We start from the raw sequence: 17226 nt of genomic DNA, 5'->3' as shown, positions 1-17226 counted from the left end.
TGGGAAAAGCCAGCATGGAAAAGCCAGGCCTCGGGCATCGCCAGTCTCGACTCCCCCCTGCGGTCCCGGGGCGCTATGCTGCGCCTCCAAAGAGCAAGGGACAGAAGAGACCCGCGATGACCGACCTGTTCGAAACCCCCGCCAGCTTCCGTAAGATCCCCCCGGAGGGGCTGACGGTCGAGCAGGCGCAGGCCGAACTGGCCGCCTTGGCCGCCGAGATCGCCCATCACGACCGGCTCTACCACCAGCTCGACAAGCCGTCGATCTCCGACGCCGACTACGACGCGCTGGTCCGCCGCAACAACGCCATCGAGGCCCGCTATCCGGAGCTGCGCCGGTCCGATTCGCCAAGCCTCCGCGTCGGTTCCGCCCCGGCGGCCGGCTTCAAGAAGGTGCGGCACGCCGTGCCCATGCTGTCGCTCGGCAACGCGTTCGAGCCCGACGACGCGCGGGAGTTCGTGGCCCGCGTGCGCCGCTTCCTCGGCCTCGCCGACGGCGCGCCCGTGGAGTTCGTGGCCGAACCGAAGATCGACGGCCTGTCCTGCTCGCTCCGCTACGAGAACGGTAAACTCGTGCTCGCCGCCACCCGCGGCGATGGGGCGGAGGGGGAGGACGTCACCGCCAACGTCCGCACCATCAAGGATGTGCCGCAGGCCCTGACCGCGCCTTACCCCGCGGTGCTGGAGGTGCGCGGCGAGGTCTACATGAACCGGGACGACTTCCTGGAGATGAACCGGGGCTACGCGGAGAAGGGCGAGGATCTGTTCGCCAACCCGCGCAACGCGGCGGCCGGGTCGCTGCGCCAGAAGGACCCGAAGATCACCGCGTCGCGTCCCCTCTGCTTCTTCGGCTACGCGTTGGGCGAGCTGTCGGAGCCTATCGCCGACAGCCAGTGGGGCATCCGCGAGCGGCTGAAGGGCTGGGGTTTTTCGCTGAACCGCCCGGCGGAGCTGTGCGACGGGGCGGAAAAGCTGCTGACCTACTACGGCCAGATCGGCCAGCGCCGCTCCTCGCTGCCCTTCGACATCGACGGCGTGGTCTACAAGGTCAACAGTCTGGAGCTGCAACAGCGGCTCGGCTTCGTCAGCCGCGCGCCGCGCTGGGCCATCGCTCACAAGTTCCCGGCGGAGCAAGCGCAGACCCGCCTGAAGGCCATCACCATCCAGGTCGGCCGCACCGGCGCCCTGACTCCAGTCGCCGAGCTGGAGGACATCACCGTCGGCGGCGTGGTGGTCAGCCGCGCCACCCTGCACAACGAGGATGAGATCGCCCGCAAGGACATCCGCGTCGGCGACCTCGTCACCGTGCAGCGGGCCGGCGACGTCATCCCGCAGATCGTCGGCGTGGTGGAGGGTCAACGCCCGGCCGACGCCGTGCCCTACGTTTTCCCCGACCATTGCCCGGTCTGCGGCAGCCTTGCGGTGCGCGAGCCGGACGAGGCGGTGCGCCGCTGCACCGGCGGCCTGATCTGCGCCGCCCAGGCGAAGGAGCGGCTGCGCCACTTCGTCTCCCGCAACGCCTTCGACATCGAAGGTTTGGGCGAGAAGACCATCGAGGAGTTCTGGGAGATCGGCCTGATCCGCTCCCCCGTCGACATCTTCACCCTGGACGGCCACCGCGACACCATCCTCGGCCGGCCGGGCTGGAAGGAGAAGTCGGTCGAGAACCTGTTCAACGCCATCAACGAACGCCGCCGACGCATCGACCTGCACCGCTTCATCTTCGCGCTGGGCATCCGCCACGTTGGCGAGGTGACGGCCAAGGCGCTGGCCCGCCACTACGGCAGTATGGATGACTGGCTCCAAGGCATGGACCGCGCCATCGCCGCGATGCCTGGCCAAGCGTGGCTGGACCTGCACGGGCTGAGCGGCCTCGGTCCCGTGAAGGCCGACGCGTTGCTCGCCTGGTTCGCCGATCCCGAGAACCTGTCGAAGCTGGACTTCTACGCCGGGCAGGAGGCGCTGCGCCTGGACAGCGTGGTCAAACTGCTCGGCATCAAGAAGGTGGACAGCCGCGCCGCCCAGGCGCTGGCCGAGCGCTATGGGGCGCTCGCCGCCTGGAAAGAGGCGATGATCGCGGCCGTCGGCGCGCAGCCCGCGCCCGGTTGGCACGAGTTGGTCGCCATCCCCGACGTCGGCCCGGTCGCGGCGGAGGAACTGGCCGGCTTCTTCCGGGAGGAGCGCAACCGCGCCATCATCGGCGGCTTGCGCGCCGCCGGGGTCACCGTGGTGGACGCGGAGCGGCCCAAGGCCGCCACCGGATCGCCCGTGGCCGGCAAGACCGTGGTCTTCACCGGCACGCTGGAAACCATGACCCGCACGGAGGCCAAGACCCGCGCCGAATCGTTGGGCGCCAAGGTCGCGGGCTCCGTCTCCGCCAAAACCGACTATGTCGTGTGCGGCGCGGACGCCGGCAGCAAGGCCACCAAGGCGCGCGAACTGGGCGTCGCCATCCTGACCGAGCAGGAGTGGTCGGACCTCATCGCCGGGTAAGTTGGAATGGCGAAGGGCGGTCGGCACATTGTCGCACCGCCTTTTGGCCGCGTTGACGCTTCACCGCGGGCGGTTCCATAAATTTCCTAAACGTCGCAAGAACGAGACGAAGGGGGACCGTCATGCACATCGATTCGATCCAGTGGTCGCGCTGGATGAGCGTCGGCATCCAAGAGCTGGACGACGACCACCGCGTCCTGGTGGAGATCGTCAACAAGCTTTCCGCTGACGACAGCCGCAATTCCCCTGACGTGATCGAGGCCATCCTCGACGAGCTGATCCACTACACCAAGGATCACTTCGCGCGGGAGGAGGAGTACATGCAGCGGGCCAACTACCCGACCTTCACGGCGCACAAGGCCCTGCACGACGCCCTGACCCGCCAAGTGGAAACCTACCGCGAGCGCTTCCACGCCAGCCGCGACACCATCCCCGGCGACGAGGTCTTCAACTTCTGCGCCGACTGGCTGGGCAAGCACATCCTGAAGGAAGACACGCGGTTTGGTGAGTATGCGACGGGGCCGGGGGTTGCCGCGCAGTAAGGTCGCAGTTTGGGGGAGGGGGCAACGGGATCACTTTCCCCACTCCACCTCACACCCCCACTGAACAAACCTCTACAACCGTTTGATTCAGTTCAAATATCAAACAAATTCACCCCATCGCGCCACGACACACCTCATCCGACTCCCCCGGAAGGGGAGGGGAGTGGTCGCGAGACTCGCGCAACGCGAGTCCGGAAGGGGAGGGGGGTGCGCAAAACGAAACTGCCCTCCCCGGAAGGGGAGGGCAGGGTGCGAAGCCGGCGATGACGACTCGTGTTGCGCGATGACGCTTACGCGACGGCGAGCTGCTTGACCGCGCGCCAGCTGGCCGGGACCGTGGAGGCCGGGGTCTCGTAGCACCAGGCGCTGTGGTCGGCGAACAGGGCGCGCAGCAGCTTGTTGTTCAGCGCGTGGCCGGCGCGGCAGCCGTGGAAGTGGCCGATGATCGGGGCGCCGGCCAGGTACAGGTCGCCGACGGCGTCCAGGATCTTGTGGCGCACGAACTCGTCGTCGAAGCGCAGGCCGCCTTCGTTCAGCACCGTGTCGCCGGAGACGACCACCGCATTGTCCAGCGAGCCGCCGCGGGCGAGGCCCATCTTGCGCAGCCCCTCCACCTCGTGCAGGAAGCCGAAGGTGCGGGCGCGGCTGATCTCGTCCTTGAAGCTCTCGGCGTCCAGTTCCACCGTGTGGGCCTGGTGGGCGATGGCGGCGCTGTCGAAATCGATCTCGAAGCTGTAGGTGGTCACGTCATCCGGCGTGAAGGTGGCGCTCTTGCCGCCCTCGGTCACGGTGACCGGCTTCAGGATGCGGATGGCGTGGCGCGGCGCGTTCTGCGACACGGTGCCGACGCGCTCGATCGCGTCCACGAAGGGCGCGGCGCTGCCGTCCATGATCGGAACCTCGATGTTATCGAGCGCGATCAGGGCGTTGTCGACGCCGCAGCCGGCAAGCGCCGACATCAGGTGTTCGATGGTGCCGACCGTGGTGCCGTGGGAGTTGCCGATCACCGTGCAGAGCTTGGTGTCGACCACATGGTCCCAACGGGCCTGGATCACCGACGCGGGGCCGGTCAGGTCGGTGCGCAGGAAGACGAAGCCGGTGTTCGGCTCCGCGGGGGAAATCGTCAGCGTGACCGTAGCGCCCGTGTGCAGCCCGATGCCCTGGAGGCGCACCGGCTTCTTCACCGTCCGCTGCAGCATGCCTTCAGTCTTGATCCGGTTATGAGCCACGATCTCTTCCCGCCTTGGTCTTTCTTCTGTGGTCCGTCGGCCGATCGTCCGGGTTCCGTTCGGTGGGGACCCGCCGTCGCTTATGACCACATATGCTAGGTATCATTCGGCCCTGTGGAGGACAAATCACTCTTTGTTACCGTTTGTTGCAGGGCGGCGGAGGGCCGATCGCAGACGCGAAAAGACCGCCCCCGGAGTATCCCGAAGGAATTCCGGAGGCGGTTGAAGTCGAACAGGTTGTGGATAAACCCGCCGATACCGCTTCAAAGAGGCGGCGGCAACCGGCGGGTTGCTGTTGCCCTCAGATCAATTGGGCCAGCCTCGTTTGGCGCGTCAGTTGGCCTGACGTCGCAGGAAAGCGGGGATGTCCAGCGCTTCCTCGTCGATCTTCTGCTGCGGGGCGCCGTCCATGCCCATGGCCTGCGGACGCGGCGCGGGGGCCATCGCCTGCGGGGCGGCCGGCGGCATCTGGGGCGACTGCTGGTGGACGGGCTGCTGGTGGACCGGCTGCATCACCGGCTGCTGCATCATCGGCTGCGGAGCCGGCTGCGGCTGCGGGGCCGGGGCCTCGGCCTTGCGGCCGGCCAGCCCGGTGACCAGGCCGAACAGGAAGTTCGGCTTGCGGGCCGGGGCGGGCTCCTGCGCGGCGTTGGCCAGCTGGCTGGACATCGGCATGCCCTGGGGCATCGTCTGCGGCATGCCCGGCGCGTTCATCGGCTGACGCGGGCCGGGGTCGGCCGGCTTCGGGGCGATGAAGTGGCCGTCGCGGCGCTCGCTGTGCAGCGGGCCGGTGGCGGCGGTGCGCATCGGCGCGGTCTCCATCGCGTGGGCGCCGAGATCCTGGTGGTGGGCCGGAGCGTGCTGGAGCGCCGGCTCGACCGCGTGCGCCGCCATCGGGGCCGGGGCCTCCATATGGTGGGCGACGTGCTGCGGCTGCGCGTTCATCTGCGGGGCGGCGTTGCCCATGGCGCGCGGGATGCCGCCGGCCGGGATGGTGCCCGGGATGGCCCCCGGAATCGCCGGGGACACCGGGGCGGCCTGGGTCAGGCCGGTCGGCGCCGGCTGGCTCAACCCCGTCGGGGCAGCCTGCGTCAGGCCGGTGGGGCCACCCGGCTTCTTGCCGCCGTTGCGGTCGGACACCAGCGACAGGTTGACCGGGTGCAGGCCGCGCGGGTTGGCCATCGCGGCGGCGTCGATGCCGGTAGCGACGACCGACACGCGCATCACGCCGTCCAGCGTGCTGTCGAAGGTCGAGCCGAAGATGATGTTGGCGTCGGGGTCGACCTCGTCACGGACGCGGTTCGCAGCCTCGTCGACCTCGAACAGGGTCATGTCGTAGCCGCCGGTGATGTTGATCAGGACGCCGCGGGCACCCTTCATCGACACGTCGTCCAGCAGCGGGTTGGAGATGGCGGCCTCCGCAGCCTCGATGGCGCGGCGGTCGCCGCCGGCCTCGCCGGTGCCCATCATCGCCTTGCCCATCTCGGTCATGACGGAGCGGATGTCGGCGAAGTCCAGGTTGATCAGGCCGGGCATCACCATCAGGTCGGTCACGCCGCGCACGCCGGAATGCAGCACGTCGTCGGCCATCTTGAAGGCGTCCGCGAAGGTCGTCTTCTCGTTGGCGATGCGGAACAGGTTCTGGTTCGGGATGATGATCAGCGTGTCGACATACTGCTGCAGCTCGGCGATGCCCGATTCCGCCAGGCGCATGCGGTGCGCGCCCTCGAAGTGGAAGGGCTTGGTCACCACGCCGACGGTCAGGATGCCGCGCTCGCGGGCCGCGCGCGCGATGACCGGGGCAGCGCCCGTGCCGGTGCCGCCGCCCATGCCGGCGGTGATGAACACCATGTTGGCGCCTTCGAGGTGACCGATGATCTCCTCAAGCTGCTCCTCGGCCGAAGCCCGGCCGACGTCCGGCTTGGAGCCGGCGCCCAGGCCGCGGGTCATGGTGGTGCCGAGCTGGACACGCTTCTCGCACATCGACCCCTTCAGCGCCTGCGCGTCGGTGTTGCCGACGACGAAGTCCACGCCTTCCAGGTTCGACTTGATCATGTTGTTGACGGCGTTGCCGCCGGCGCCGCCGACACCGAAGACGGTGATGCGGGGCTTCAGCTCGGGTTCGATGCTGGGGATGGTCACGTTGATCATACTGGCCTCCACAACCTTTTGATTGGTTCACGCTTTGGGCGAGCAAGGGTGCCCACGGTTGGATCCGGGGGCGTTTTAGGCACGAATGACGCGCTGCGGCAGGAGCCTTTTTTGGGAACCCGTCAAAGGTTCTCCCGCAGCCACAGGCCGACGCGCCCGAAGAACCCCGAACCGGAGCCAGCCTCATGGCTCGCGACCGGAAGTTCCGTCGGGTTGCGCACGGCGTGCAGAAGGAGACCCGCGGCGGTGGCGTAGGCCGGACCGCCGTTGGCCTCGTTCAGACCGGTGATCCGCGTCGGGCGCCCGATGCGGACCTGCTTGTCGAGGATGAGCTGCGCCAGCTCGCGCGTTCCCGGCAGCTGGCTGGCGCCGCCGGTCAGCACGACGCGGCGGCCGACCAGCTTGGCGTAGCCGGAATGCTCCAGGTGCGAGCGCACATGCTCGAAGATTTCTTCCAGCCGCGGCTGGATGATGCGCACCAGGTAGGACTTGGGCAGGTTGTTGGACCCCAGCCGGTCCTCCTCGCCGACCTGCGGCACGTCGATCATCTCGCGCTCGTCGGCGGGGCTGGTCATGGCGCTGCCGTGCAGCGTCTTCATGCGCTCCGCGTGGACGACCGGCGTGGTCAGGCCGCGGGCGATGTCGTTGGTGACGTGGTTGCCGCCCAGCCGAATGCAGTCCGACCACATCAGCTTGCCTTCGAAGAAGACGGAGATGGTGGTGGTGCCGCCGCCCATGTCGATGCAGGCGGAGCCCATCTCCATCTCGTCCTCCACCAGGCAGGCGAGGCCGGAGGCGTAGGGGCTGGCGACCAGCGTGTCGATGTCCAGGTGGCAGCGGGCGACGCAGGTCTGGAGGTTGCGCACGGCGCCCGCCGGGGCGGTGATGACGTGGGCCTGGACGCCCAGCTTCTCCCCGTACATGCCCTTGGGGTCGCGGATGCCGCGGCTGCCGTCCAGCGAGAATCCCACGGGGATGGCGTGGACCAGCGCCTGGTCAGGGCCGACCTGCAACGTGCGGGCGTGGGCCAGCGCGCGGCGCACGTCGGCCTCCGTCACCTCCGTGCCGGGGACCGGGATCTCCGCGCTGAACCCGTGGGAAATCGGGCTCGCCACGTTGACGATCACGTCGCGGATCGTCTCGTTGGCCATCTGCTCCGCGGCGTGAACGGCGGCGCCGATGGAGGTTTCCGCGGCTTCCATGTCGATGATGGAGCCTGCGCGCACGCCCGTCGCGATCTGGTGGCCCATGCCCAGGATGCGCACAGCCCCCGCGTCCTCGACGCGCGCGATGAAGCAGCACACCTTGGTGGAACCGACGTCCAGCGCGGCGATCATCCCGCCCCGGGTGGGGCGCTTCGCCTTCTTCGCGCCGTTCAAGCCCATTTTCGACACCCTATGGCCTCGTGCGTCCGATCATTGTGTGGCCGGTCATTCGCCCAGATGCGAACGGCGATGCGGATGATGGTGGGGTTGTGGGTGGTGGGGACGGATCACGTCTTCTTGCCCGGCTTCTTCTTGTTGTCCTCCTCCGTCCAGGGCAGGACGGCGGTGGTGGAGGTCTGGAGCACCGCGCGGTCGGGCTGGCGCAGGTCGATCGCGACGATGTCGCGGTCCAGCACCTTGCCCGTGCTGTCCATCTCGGCCAGTTGGCGAAGTGCTGTGTGCATCCCGGCCTCGGGCAGCTTCACGACGACGCCGTTGCTCAGCTTCAGGTCCCAGCGGCGGTCGCCCAGCCAGCTGGCGGCGCTCACCTTGTCGCGCAGCGACGGCACGTTGTCGAGCGCGGCCAGCAACTTCGGCACCTGGAACGGCGCGTTGGCGCCCAGAACCTGGGGCAGCGTCTCAATTCGCTCGTTGCCGCGGCGGGCCAATTCGGTCGCGTCAGCCAGCGGGCGTCCCTCGCGGTCGATGACAGTGAACTTGCGGTCATGCTGCCAGATCGCCATCGGCTGGCGCTCCGACAGGCGGACGTAGAGGACGTCGGGCAGGCGGCGCTCCACGGCGGCGCCGGACACCCAGGGCAGGCTCTCCAGCTTCTCCTTGGCCTCGGCCAGGTTGACGGCCAGGATCGGGTCGCCGCGCTGCACGCCCAGCGTGCGCAGGATGGCGTTCTTGTCCGTCTCCGTCCGGCCCTCGACCATCACGTCGCTGATGGCGAAGCCGGCCGAGGCGCTGACCGCGATCAGGCTGTCCTGAACGGCTGCCGCCGTCTCCGCGAAGGTGCCGCGCTTCCAGGCGGAACCGGCGAAGCCGCCCATGACCAGCACCGGAGTCAGCAGGATCGCCGCCTTGACGGCGGGGCGCGTCCAGCGCGGCCAAGCGCGGCGGCGGTTGCCTTTTTGTGCCGACTGCGCCATGGCGCGCGGCGGCACCGGCATCTCGTCGCGCGGCCGGGCGCCCATCGCCATGCCAGAGGTCGGGCGGAACTGCGGATCGATGCTCAGTCGAGCTGACATGCGGCGTTCTCCACCATCCAAGCGACGAGGGCACCATAGGAGATCCCGACCGACGCGGCCTGTTCGGGCACCAGCGACAGCGGGGTCATGCCGGGTTGGTTGTTGATCTCCAGGAAGTACAAACCGGCGGTTCCCGTTTTACTATCATCCCAACGAAAATCACTGCGCGAAACGCCGCGGCAGCCCAAAGTCCTATGCGCGAGGATCGCCATTCTCTTGGCTTCCTCCGCGATGTCATCGGGGATCTGCGCGGGCACAGTATGCACGGCATGACCGGCGCTGTATTTGGCCGTATAGTCATACACCTGTGCTTCAAAGCGGATTTCGGTGACCGTCAGGGCCCGGCAATCGTCGTCGAGCCCGCCCATCACGCCGACGGTCAGCTCGCGGCCGGGGATGAACTCCTCGACCAGCGCGCGCTCGCCGAAGGTCCAGGCGTCGCCGACCGGGCTGTTCTGCCCCTCGCGCACCAGCGTGACGCCGACGGTGGAACCTTCGTCCACCGGCTTGACGATGTAGGGGGCGGGCATCGGGTGCGCGCCGCCGGTCAGCTCGCCGCGGGTGAGCACGATGCCCTTGGGGGAGCGCACGCCGACCGTGGACAGCACCTGCTTGGTCATCGCCTTGTCCATGGCGACGGCGGCCGCCCGCACGCCGGAATGGGTGTAGGGAAGACCCAGGAACTCCAGCACGCCCTGGATGGTGCCGTCCTCGCCGCCGCGCCCGTGCAGCGCGTTGAAGACGACGTCGGGGCGCGGGTTGCTCAGCGCCTGGATCAGCCCGGTCAGGTCGCGCTGCACGTCCACCGCGGTGACCGTGTAGCCTTCCTCCTCCAGCGCCTTGGCGACGCCGGCGCCGCTGACCAGCGATACCTCGCGCTCGGCCGACCAGCCGCCCATCAGGACCGCGACGTGCTTCTTGTGCGTCGTCATGCGGACGCTCCTCCCTCTGGCGCGGCCGGGACGCCGACCCGCTTGATTTCCCACTCCAGCGTGACGCCGGAGGTTTCGAACACGCGGCGCCGGACCTCTTCGCCCAGCGCCTCCAGCTGCGCCGCCGTGGCGCCGCCCTGGTTGATCAGGAAGTTGCAGTGCTTTTCCGATACCTGCGCGTCGCCGATGCTGAAGCCGCGGCAGCCGGCCTTGTCGATCAGCTCCCACGCCTTGTGGCCCGGCGGGTTCTTGAAGGTGGAACCGCCGGTGCGCGAGCGGACCGGCTGGGTGTCGGCGCGCTTGTCGGAGATCTCCGCCATGCGCCGCCCGATCTCCAGCGGCTCGCCGGCCTCGCCGCGCAGGATGCCGCCGGTGAAGATGACGTCCTCCGGCACGCCCGCGTGGCGGTAGGTGAACCCCATGGCCGCGTTGTCGTAGGACACGCGCTCGCCGCGCCGGGTCACGCCCCGGGCCTCGACCAGCGCATCCTTGATCTCGCGCCCATAGGCGCCGCCGTTCATGCGCAAGGCGCCGCCGATGGTGCCGGGAATGCCCGACAGGAACTCCAGCCCGGCAATGCCCGCGTCGCGCGCGACGTTGGCGACGTTCAGGTCCAGCGCCGCAGCGCCCACCGTCAGGTCAAGCCCGTCGGCGACGATGTCGGTGAAGCCGCGGCCAAGCCGGATCACCACGCCGGGAATGCCCCCGTCGCGGATCAGCAGGTTGGAGGCGACGCCCAGCACGGTCACCGGCACGTCCTCCGGCAGCGCGCCCAGGAAGTCCGCCAGATCCTCGGCGTCGGCCGGGCGGAACATGACCTCCGCCGGGCCGCCGACGCGGAACCAGGTGACGTTCGCCAGGGCTGCGTCGGCGCTGAGCCGCCCGCGGCAGGCCGGCATCCGGTCAATGAGGTGAGGAGTCGTCATCGCGGCAACCGCCATCATTCAGCCAGCGCTCAGCTCGCCGCGCCGGCCAGCTTGTCCAACTCGCCCGGCAGCGCGTTGGCCCACTGGGTGATGTTGCCGGCGCCCAGGCAGACCACGAGGTCGCCCGGCCGCGCGACCTCGCGCACCAACTGCGGCAGCTCCTCGGCGCCGTGCAGCGCCATGACGTGGCGGTGGCCGTGCATGCGCAGGCCCTCCACCAGGGCGTCGCGGTTGACGTTCTCGATCGGCTGCTCACCGGCGGCGTAGACGTCGGCCACGATCACCGCGTCGGCGTCGTTGAAGCAGGTGCAGAAATCCTCGAACAGGGCGGCCAGCCGCGTGTAGCGGTGCGGCTGGACCACGGCGATGGTGCGGCCGGTGCCGGCGGTGCGCGCGGCCTTCAGCACCGCGGCGATCTCCACCGGGTGGTGGCCGTAATCGTCGATGACGGTGATGCCGTTCGACACGCCGGTCTTGGTGAAGCGGCGCTTCACGCCCTGGAACTTGGACATGCTGTCGCGCATCACGACGTCAGGCAGGCCCATCTCGTTGCCCACCGCGAAGCAGGCCAGCGAGTTCTGTACGTTGTGCGGCCCGTACATCGGCAGGCGCACGCCGGCGATGGTGCGCGTCTCGCCGGTGTGGCGGTCGTCGATCACCACGTCATAGTCGGCACCCTCGGTGCCGAGCCGCACGTTGACGGCGCGCACGTCGGCCTGCGGGCTGAAGCCATAGGTGATGATGCGGCGGTCCGACACGCGGGGGATCATCGCCTGCACCTCCGGATGGTCGATGCAGAGTGCCGCGAAGCCGTAGAAGGGGATGTTCTGGACGAAGCTGTCGAAGGCGGCCCGCGCGTTGTCGAAGGTGCCGTAGAAGTCCAGATGCTCCGGATCCATGTTCGTGACGACCGCGATGCAGGCCGGCAGCTTCACGAAGGTGCCGTCGCTCTCGTCCGCCTCGACCACCATCCAGTCGCCGGAGCCCAACCGCGTGTTGGTGCCGTAGGCGTTGATGATGCCGCCGTTGATGACCGTGGGGTCGAGGTTGGCGTGCTCCAGCATGTTGCCGACCATCGAGGTGGTCGTGGTCTTGCCGTGGGTGCCGCCGATGGCGATGGCCCACTTCAGGCGCATCAGTTCGCCCAGCATCTCCGCGCGGCGGACGACCGGGACCAGGGCGGCGCGGGCGGCGACGACCTCGGGGTTGTCGCGCTTGACGGCGGAGGAGACGACGACCACCGCGGCCCCGGCGATGTTCTCCGCCCGGTGGCCGATGGAAACCGAGATTCCAAGCTCACGCAGACGCTTGACGTTGGCGCTTTCGGACAGGTCGGAGCCCTGGACGGAATAGCCGAGGTTCTTCAGCACCTCGGCGATGCCGCTCATGCCGATGCCGCCGATGCCGACGAAATGGATGGTGCCGATCGAGAGGGGGAGGGCGCGCATGTGACTTTACTTTCCGCGGCGGAGCATCAGGCTGAGGGTGGCGTCCACGGCCGGATCCGACAGGCCGATGGGCAGGGGCTGGGCCCCGGTGACGATGTGCAGGCGGTCGCGCAGGAAGCCGTGGTCGGCCACCGCGCGGGGAAGCAGCGGGCAGGTGGGGCGGTCGCTCCAGGCGCCTTCGGTCCGGGTCGTGGCGGCCGGCCAGTCCCGCAGGGGCTTGGAAGCCCGGCGGCGCGTGATGGAGCTGCGCGTTGCCTTGATCATTCCGCGGCCTCCCTGGTGCTGCTGTTCGTATTTCCGTTGGCGCCAATCATGTCCAGTACCGCGTCGGCCAGCCGGCGTGCGGCGTCGGCCATGCCCCAGGCCCGCGCGGCCTCCGCACCCTTCGCCAATACGTCGGGGGAGCCCAGCAGGTCGGTCAAGCGCGCGGCCAGCGCGTCGGCGGTGAAATCGGTTTGCGGCATGAGCCACGAAGCACCGGCCGATGCAAGCTGTTTTGCGTTGGCGGTCTGGTGATCATCCATGGCATGCGGGTAGGGGACCAGCAGGGCCGGCCGGCCGATGCAGGTCAGCTCCGCGATGGTCGAGGCGCCGGCCCGCGTGATGGCGAGATGGCAGCCGGCCAACCGCTCCGGCACGTCGCGGAAGAAGCTCTCCAGCTCCAGCCCGCCGAGGCCCATGCCGGCGTACGCGGCGCGCGCGGCCTCCAGATCCTCCGGCCGGCACTGCTGCGCCAGATGGACGCGGGCGCGCATGTCCGCGGGGAGCTTGCCGAGCGCCGCCGGGATCACCTCCGAAAAGACACGGGCGCCCTGGCTGCCGCCCATGACCAGGATGCGGATCGGGCCACCCGCGAGCGGAGGCTCATAGGCCGCGTCGCGCTTGGCGGCGACGGCCGGGCGGACCGGGTTGCCGGTGCGCAAGATCTTGGACCGGTGGTCGTCCTTGACCGCGGAAATCTCCGGGAAGGCGACGGCCAGCCGCCGGGCGGCGGCGACCAGCATGCGGTTGGCGCGGCCGAGCACGGCGTTCTGCTCGTGCAGCAGCACCGGCACGCGGGCCTGCGCCGCGGCGTAGACCGTGGGCACCGACGGGTAGCCGCCGAAGCCGACGACCGCCGCCGGCTCCAGGTGGCGCATCAGCGCGTTGGCCGACAGCAGGCCGAGGCCCATCTGCCAGGCCGCCTTCAGCTTGCCGACCACACTGCCGCCGGGGGCGGCGGCGCGGATGCGGTGGACCGGCACCTCCGGCAGGCTGTCGCCGAAGGCTTGGCCGCGCTTGTCGGTGACCAGCTCCACCTTACGGCCGCGGGCCAGCAGCTCCCGCGCCAGGGCTTCCGCCGGGAAGAAGTGCCCGCCGGTGCCGCCGGCGGCCAGCAGGATGGGCTTTTCGGACCCGGGCTTTTCGGGGGGCTTCGCCATGGCGCGTGTCACTCCGTCGGGCCGAAGCGCTTGCGCGTCAGCGCCAGCACCATGCCCATGCCGAAGCCCAGCGCGATCAGCGACGAACCGCCGTAGGAGATGAAGGGCAGCGTCATGCCCTTGGTCGGCATCAGGTGCAGGGCGGAGCCCATGTTGATCGCGGCCTGCAGCCCGAACTGGATCAGCAGCCCGCTGGCCGCCAGCAGAACGAAGTAGTTGCTGTCGTTGAAGACGCGGGCGAAGCCGCGCAGCACGATGAAGGCGAACAGGATGATGATCAGAAGGCAGAAGATCAGCCCCATCTCCTCGCCGGCGACGGCGAAGATGAAGTCGGCGTGGCTGTCCGGCAGGGAGAACTTGACCGTGCCCTGGCCGGGGCCGGTGCCCAGCAGCCCGCCGTTGGCGAAGGCCTCCAGCGAGCGGCTGACCTGGTAGTTGTCGCCGGCGGCGGGGTCGAGGAAGCGGTTGATGCGGCTGTGCACGTGCGGCAGCGTGAAATAGGCCCCAACCAGCCCGACGCCGCCGAGCGCGCCCAGGATGGCGACCAGGAACACGTTCAGGCCAGCCAGGAAGAACTGCGAGAACCACACCGCCGACACGACCACCGTCATGCCCAGGTCCGGCTGCATCAGCAGGCCGGCGACCGTGAAGACGTACAGAACGATCGACAGCAGCGCGCCGGGAAAGCCGGGGTTGGTGCGCGACAGCGAGAACAGCCAAGCGCCGACCACCGCGAAGGCGGGCTTCACGAACTCCGACGGCTGGATCGACAGGCCGGGGATGTGGATCCAGCGCCGGGCGCCCTTGATCTCCACCCCGACCACGAGCGTCGCGTAGACCAGCGCCACCGCGATCAGGAAGACGACCAGCGCCGTGCGCCGGATGCCGCGCGGGCTGAGCAGCGAGACCGCGCACATCAGCGCGATGCTGGGGACCAGCATCATCAGGTGGCGTTCGACGAAGTAGAAGGTGTCCTGGATGCCGATGCGCTCGGCCACCGGCGGGCTGGCCGCGGTGATCAGCACCGTGCCGACCGCCATCAGCACCGCCAGCGCCAGAAGCTGCCAGCGATCCACGGTCCACCACCAGCGGCCGAAGACGGATTGGTCGGTACGGTCGAACGTCATCATGTCAGGCCGCTTCCCCCTCCAGAGCCTCTACCGCCGCGGCGAAGGCCTCGCCGCGCTTCTCGAAATTCGCGAACTGGTCCCAGGATGCGCAGGCCGGCGACAGCAGCACGCAAGCCTTGGGCAGCCGCTCCGCCAACGCCAGCTCCGCCGCCACGTTCACCGCGACGTCCAGCGTGCCGCAACGCGTGTGCGGAACCTTGTTGGCCTCCAGCCAGGCGGCGAAGCGGTCTGACGCCTCGCCGATCAGGAAGGCGTGCCGCACGCGGCCCATCAGGCCTTCCAGCCCGTCGAGCCCCGTCTCCTTCGCCTGGCCACCCAGGATCCAGTAGATCGGGTCGAAGGTCGCCAGCGCCTTCTCGGTGGCGTCGGCGTTGGTCGCCTTGCTGTCGTTGACGAAGCGCACGCCGTCGATGGTCCGCACCAGTTGCTGCCGGTGGGCGAGGCCCGGGAAGGTGGTCATGGCGGCGACGATGGCCGGGACTGGCACGCCCGCCGCCTTGCAGGCCGCATAGGCCGCCGCGGCGTTCTGCCAGTTGTGCTTGCCGAGCAGCGCCGGGAAGCGGGAAAGCTCCGCCACGCGCTCTGCGTTGCCGTCCGTGTCGTCGACCAGCCAGCCGTCCGCGGCGTAGACGCCGCCGGCGACGGCCCCCTCGGCGGATATCGGCCAGACGATCTGGTCACCCTTGGCGACGAGGTCGTCATAAATCTTGCGGCAATGCGCGTCGTCCACGCCGATCACCGCGGTGCGCGGCTTGGTCTGGCGGTGGAAGATCAGCGTCTTCGCGGCGATGTAGCCGTCCATGCCGCCGTGCCGGTCCAGATGGTCCGGCGTGATGTTCAGCAGGACCGCCACGTCGTAGGTGATGGAGACGGTCAGCTCCAGCTGGTAACTCGACATCTCCAGCACGTAGGTGCCGCCACCGCCCAGGCTGGGGAAGGTCAGAACCGGCGTGCCCAGGTTGCCGCCCACTGCGATGCGGCGCCCGGCGGCCTCCATGACGTGGCCGACCAGGGTCGTCGTCGTGGACTTCCCGTTCGTCCCGGTGATGCCGAGATAGGCGCTGTCGCGTTCCGCGCGGGCCAGCAGCTCGATGTCGCAGACCAGCTCGATCCCGGCGGCGCGGGCGCGCTCGGCCACGGGGTGGGGCTTGGGGAAGCTGTGCGGGATGCCCGGCGACCAGACGATGGTCGTCAGCTCCGACAGGTCCGCCGTCATCAGGTCCACGACCTTGTAGCCCTTGGCCGCGGCGGCCTCGCGCGACGCGTCCTTGTCGTCCCAGACCCACACGTCGGCGCCGCTGCGGGCCAGCGCCTCGGCCGTGGCGAGGCCGGACTTGCCCAGCCCCATCACCGCCACCGGCAGCCCGTCCATGTAGAAAAGGTTGATCATCGGGAAGCGGACCCTCAGCGGAGCTTCAGCGTGGACAGCCCGACCAGGGCCAGGATGGAGGCTATGATCCAGAAGCGGATGACCACGGTGGATTCCGCCCATCCCTTCTTCTCGAAGTGATGGTGCAGGGGGGCCATGCGGAACACCCGCTTGCCGGTCAGCTTGAAGGAGGCGACCTGGACGATCACCGACACGGTCTCCAACACGAACAGGCCGCCGATGATCGCCAGCACGATCTCATGCTTGGTGACCACGCTGACGGCGCCGAGTGCGCCACCGAGAGCCAACGACCCGGTGTCGCCCATGAAGACCATGGCGGGGGGCGCGTTGTACCAGAGGAACCCGATGCCCGCACCGACCAGAGCCCCGCAGAAAACGGCAAGCTCGCCCGCGCCGGGCACATGATGAATCTGCAGGTAGTTCGCGAAGATCGCGTTGCCGGTCAGGTAGCTGATCAGGCCGAAGCAGGCCGCCGCGATCATCGTCGGCACGATGGCGAGGCCGTCCAACCCGTCCGTCAGGTTCACCGCGTTGGACGCGCCGACCATGATGAAAGCGCCCAGCGGGATAAAGAACCAGGACAGCTGGATCAGGAAGTCCTTCACGAAGGGTACCGCCAGCCCGCCGGACAGCGGCGGGTTCGACACGAACATGATCGCCGCGGCGGCGGCAACGCCGATGATGATCTCCCACGTCAGGCGGAAGCGGCCCGACAGGCCCTTGGTGTTGCGCTTGGTCAGCTTCAGGTAGTCGTCGCCGAAGCCGATCAGGCCATAGCCGATCGTGACCAGCAGCACGATCCACGTGTAGGCGTTGGTCAGGTCGACCCACAGCAGCGTGCTGATCGTCACGGCGATCAGGATCATCAGGCCGCCCATGGTGGGCGTGCCTTTCTTCTTCATATGGCTTTCCGGGCCGTCCGCGCGGATCGGCTGGCCTTCGCCCTGCTTGCTCTTCAGCCACGCGATCAGGCGCGGGAAGAACATGAAGCTGATGACGAGCGCCGTCAGCACCGCGCCGCCCGTCCGGAAGGTCAGGTACCGGAACAGGTTGAACGGCGTGAAGACGTCCGCCAGGGGGAAGAGCAGGTTGTAGAGCATAATGAAC

14 protein-coding genes are annotated in these 17226 nt (G+C 68.9%); 2 read left to right on the top strand and 12 right to left on the bottom strand.

Features of this window, described 5'->3' with window-relative positions:
- The first annotated feature begins 116 nt into the window (after positions 1–116).
- Entirely contained in the window at positions 117–2492 is a 2376-nt protein-coding gene (gene ligA, locus M2351_RS11795; protein ID WP_264656251.1) for an NAD-dependent DNA ligase LigA, read from the top strand.
- Between the two features lie 122 nt (positions 2493–2614).
- Complete coding sequence (locus M2351_RS11790; RefSeq protein ID WP_264656250.1) at positions 2615–3034, top strand: bacteriohemerythrin; 420 nt, start codon at positions 2615–2617, stop codon at positions 3032–3034.
- A gap of 290 nt (positions 3035–3324) precedes the next feature.
- Here the strand turns inward: M2351_RS11790 and lpxC are convergent, their stop codons facing one another.
- From lpxC to mraY, 12 genes are all read right to left on the bottom strand, one after another.
- Positions 3325–4263 carry a UDP-3-O-acyl-N-acetylglucosamine deacetylase gene (gene lpxC / locus M2351_RS11785; RefSeq protein WP_264656249.1) on the bottom strand — a complete coding sequence of 313 codons (939 nt, stop codon included), beginning with the start codon at positions 4261–4263 and terminating at the stop codon, positions 3325–3327.
- Positions 4264–4596: 333 nt separating this feature from the next.
- Complete coding sequence (gene ftsZ, locus M2351_RS11780; RefSeq protein ID WP_264656248.1) at positions 4597–6414, bottom strand: cell division protein FtsZ; 1818 nt, start codon at positions 6412–6414, stop codon at positions 4597–4599.
- Between the two features lie 122 nt (positions 6415–6536).
- A complete protein-coding gene (gene ftsA / locus M2351_RS11775) occupies positions 6537–7799 on the bottom strand; it encodes a cell division protein FtsA (RefSeq protein WP_264656247.1) in 1263 nt (420 codons plus the stop codon).
- Positions 7800–7906: 107 nt separating this feature from the next.
- The gene (locus tag M2351_RS11770; RefSeq protein ID WP_264656246.1) at positions 7907–8872 is read right to left on the bottom strand and encodes a cell division protein FtsQ/DivIB; all 966 of its coding nucleotides are present in this window, start codon (positions 8870–8872) and stop codon (positions 7907–7909) included.
- Complete coding sequence (locus M2351_RS11765) at positions 8857–9804, bottom strand: D-alanine--D-alanine ligase (protein ID WP_264656245.1); 948 nt, start codon at positions 9802–9804, stop codon at positions 8857–8859. Before M2351_RS11765 ends, M2351_RS11770 begins: the two co-directional genes overlap by 16 nt.
- Complete coding sequence (gene murB / locus M2351_RS11760; RefSeq protein WP_406567377.1) at positions 9801–10748, bottom strand: UDP-N-acetylmuramate dehydrogenase; 948 nt, start codon at positions 10746–10748, stop codon at positions 9801–9803. The genes M2351_RS11765 and murB overlap by 4 nt, the downstream gene beginning before the upstream one ends.
- 11 nt (positions 10749–10759) lie before the next feature.
- Positions 10760–12178: a UDP-N-acetylmuramate--L-alanine ligase gene (gene murC, locus M2351_RS11755; RefSeq protein WP_264656243.1), complete on the bottom strand. Its 1419-nt coding sequence runs from the start codon at positions 12176–12178 to the stop codon at positions 10760–10762.
- Positions 12179–12184: 6 nt separating this feature from the next.
- A complete protein-coding gene (locus M2351_RS11750) occupies positions 12185–12442 on the bottom strand; it encodes a hypothetical protein (RefSeq protein WP_264656242.1) in 258 nt (85 codons plus the stop codon).
- Positions 12439–13599 carry an undecaprenyldiphospho-muramoylpentapeptide beta-N-acetylglucosaminyltransferase gene (gene murG / locus M2351_RS11745; protein WP_264656241.1) on the bottom strand — a complete coding sequence of 387 codons (1161 nt, stop codon included), beginning with the start codon at positions 13597–13599 and terminating at the stop codon, positions 12439–12441. The genes M2351_RS11750 and murG overlap by 4 nt, the downstream gene beginning before the upstream one ends.
- An 8-nt stretch (positions 13600–13607) precedes the next feature.
- Positions 13608–14729 carry a putative lipid II flippase FtsW gene (gene ftsW / locus M2351_RS11740; RefSeq protein ID WP_264656240.1) on the bottom strand — a complete coding sequence of 374 codons (1122 nt, stop codon included), beginning with the start codon at positions 14727–14729 and terminating at the stop codon, positions 13608–13610.
- A 1-nt stretch (position 14730) separates the two neighbouring features.
- Positions 14731–16119, bottom strand: a complete 1389-nt coding sequence (murD, locus tag M2351_RS11735) for a UDP-N-acetylmuramoyl-L-alanine--D-glutamate ligase (RefSeq protein WP_264656239.1) — start codon at positions 16117–16119, stop codon at positions 14731–14733.
- 14 nt (positions 16120–16133) lie between these two features.
- A complete protein-coding gene (gene mraY, locus M2351_RS11730; protein ID WP_264656238.1) occupies positions 16134–17219 on the bottom strand; it encodes a phospho-N-acetylmuramoyl-pentapeptide-transferase in 1086 nt (361 codons plus the stop codon).
- Positions 17220–17226 lie beyond the last annotated feature (7 nt).

Source organism: Azospirillum canadense (genome assembly GCF_025961225.1).
GTDB lineage: Bacteria > Pseudomonadota > Alphaproteobacteria > Azospirillales > Azospirillaceae > Azospirillum > Azospirillum canadense.
The sequence above is the reverse complement of the archived record's forward strand: the minus strand, read 5'-3'. Positions and strand labels throughout refer to the sequence as shown.

What these genes read in the sequence shown, in the direction of transcription:
- ligA (WP_264656251.1), top strand. Translation starts at nt 117, where the DNA reads ATGACCGACCTGTTCGAAACCCCCGCCAGCTTCCGTAAGATCCCCCCG.
- M2351_RS11790 (WP_264656250.1), top strand. Translation starts at nt 2,615, where the DNA reads ATGCACATCGATTCGATCCAGTGGTCGCGCTGGATGAGCGTCGGCATC.
- ftsZ (WP_264656248.1), bottom strand. Translation starts at nt 6,414, where the DNA reads ATGATCAACGTGACCATCCCCAGCATCGAACCCGAGCTGAAGCCCCGC.
- ftsA (WP_264656247.1), bottom strand. Translation starts at nt 7,799, where the DNA reads ATGGGCTTGAACGGCGCGAAGAAGGCGAAGCGCCCCACCCGGGGCGGG.
- M2351_RS11770 (WP_264656246.1), bottom strand. Translation starts at nt 8,872, where the DNA reads ATGTCAGCTCGACTGAGCATCGATCCGCAGTTCCGCCCGACCTCTGGC.
- M2351_RS11765 (WP_264656245.1), bottom strand. Translation starts at nt 9,804, where the DNA reads ATGACGACGCACAAGAAGCACGTCGCGGTCCTGATGGGCGGCTGGTCG.
- murB (WP_406567377.1), bottom strand. Translation starts at nt 10,748, where the DNA reads ATGATGGCGGTTGCCGCGATGACGACTCCTCACCTCATTGACCGGATG.
- murC (WP_264656243.1), bottom strand. Translation starts at nt 12,178, where the DNA reads ATGCGCGCCCTCCCCCTCTCGATCGGCACCATCCATTTCGTCGGCATC.
- M2351_RS11750 (WP_264656242.1), bottom strand. Translation starts at nt 12,442, where the DNA reads ATGATCAAGGCAACGCGCAGCTCCATCACGCGCCGCCGGGCTTCCAAG.
- murG (WP_264656241.1), bottom strand. Translation starts at nt 13,599, where the DNA reads ATGGCGAAGCCCCCCGAAAAGCCCGGGTCCGAAAAGCCCATCCTGCTG.
- ftsW (WP_264656240.1), bottom strand. Translation starts at nt 14,729, where the DNA reads ATGATGACGTTCGACCGTACCGACCAATCCGTCTTCGGCCGCTGGTGG.
- murD (WP_264656239.1), bottom strand. Translation starts at nt 16,119, where the DNA reads ATGATCAACCTTTTCTACATGGACGGGCTGCCGGTGGCGGTGATGGGG.
- mraY (WP_264656238.1), bottom strand. Translation starts at nt 17,219, where the DNA reads ATGCTCTACAACCTGCTCTTCCCCCTGGCGGACGTCTTCACGCCGTTC.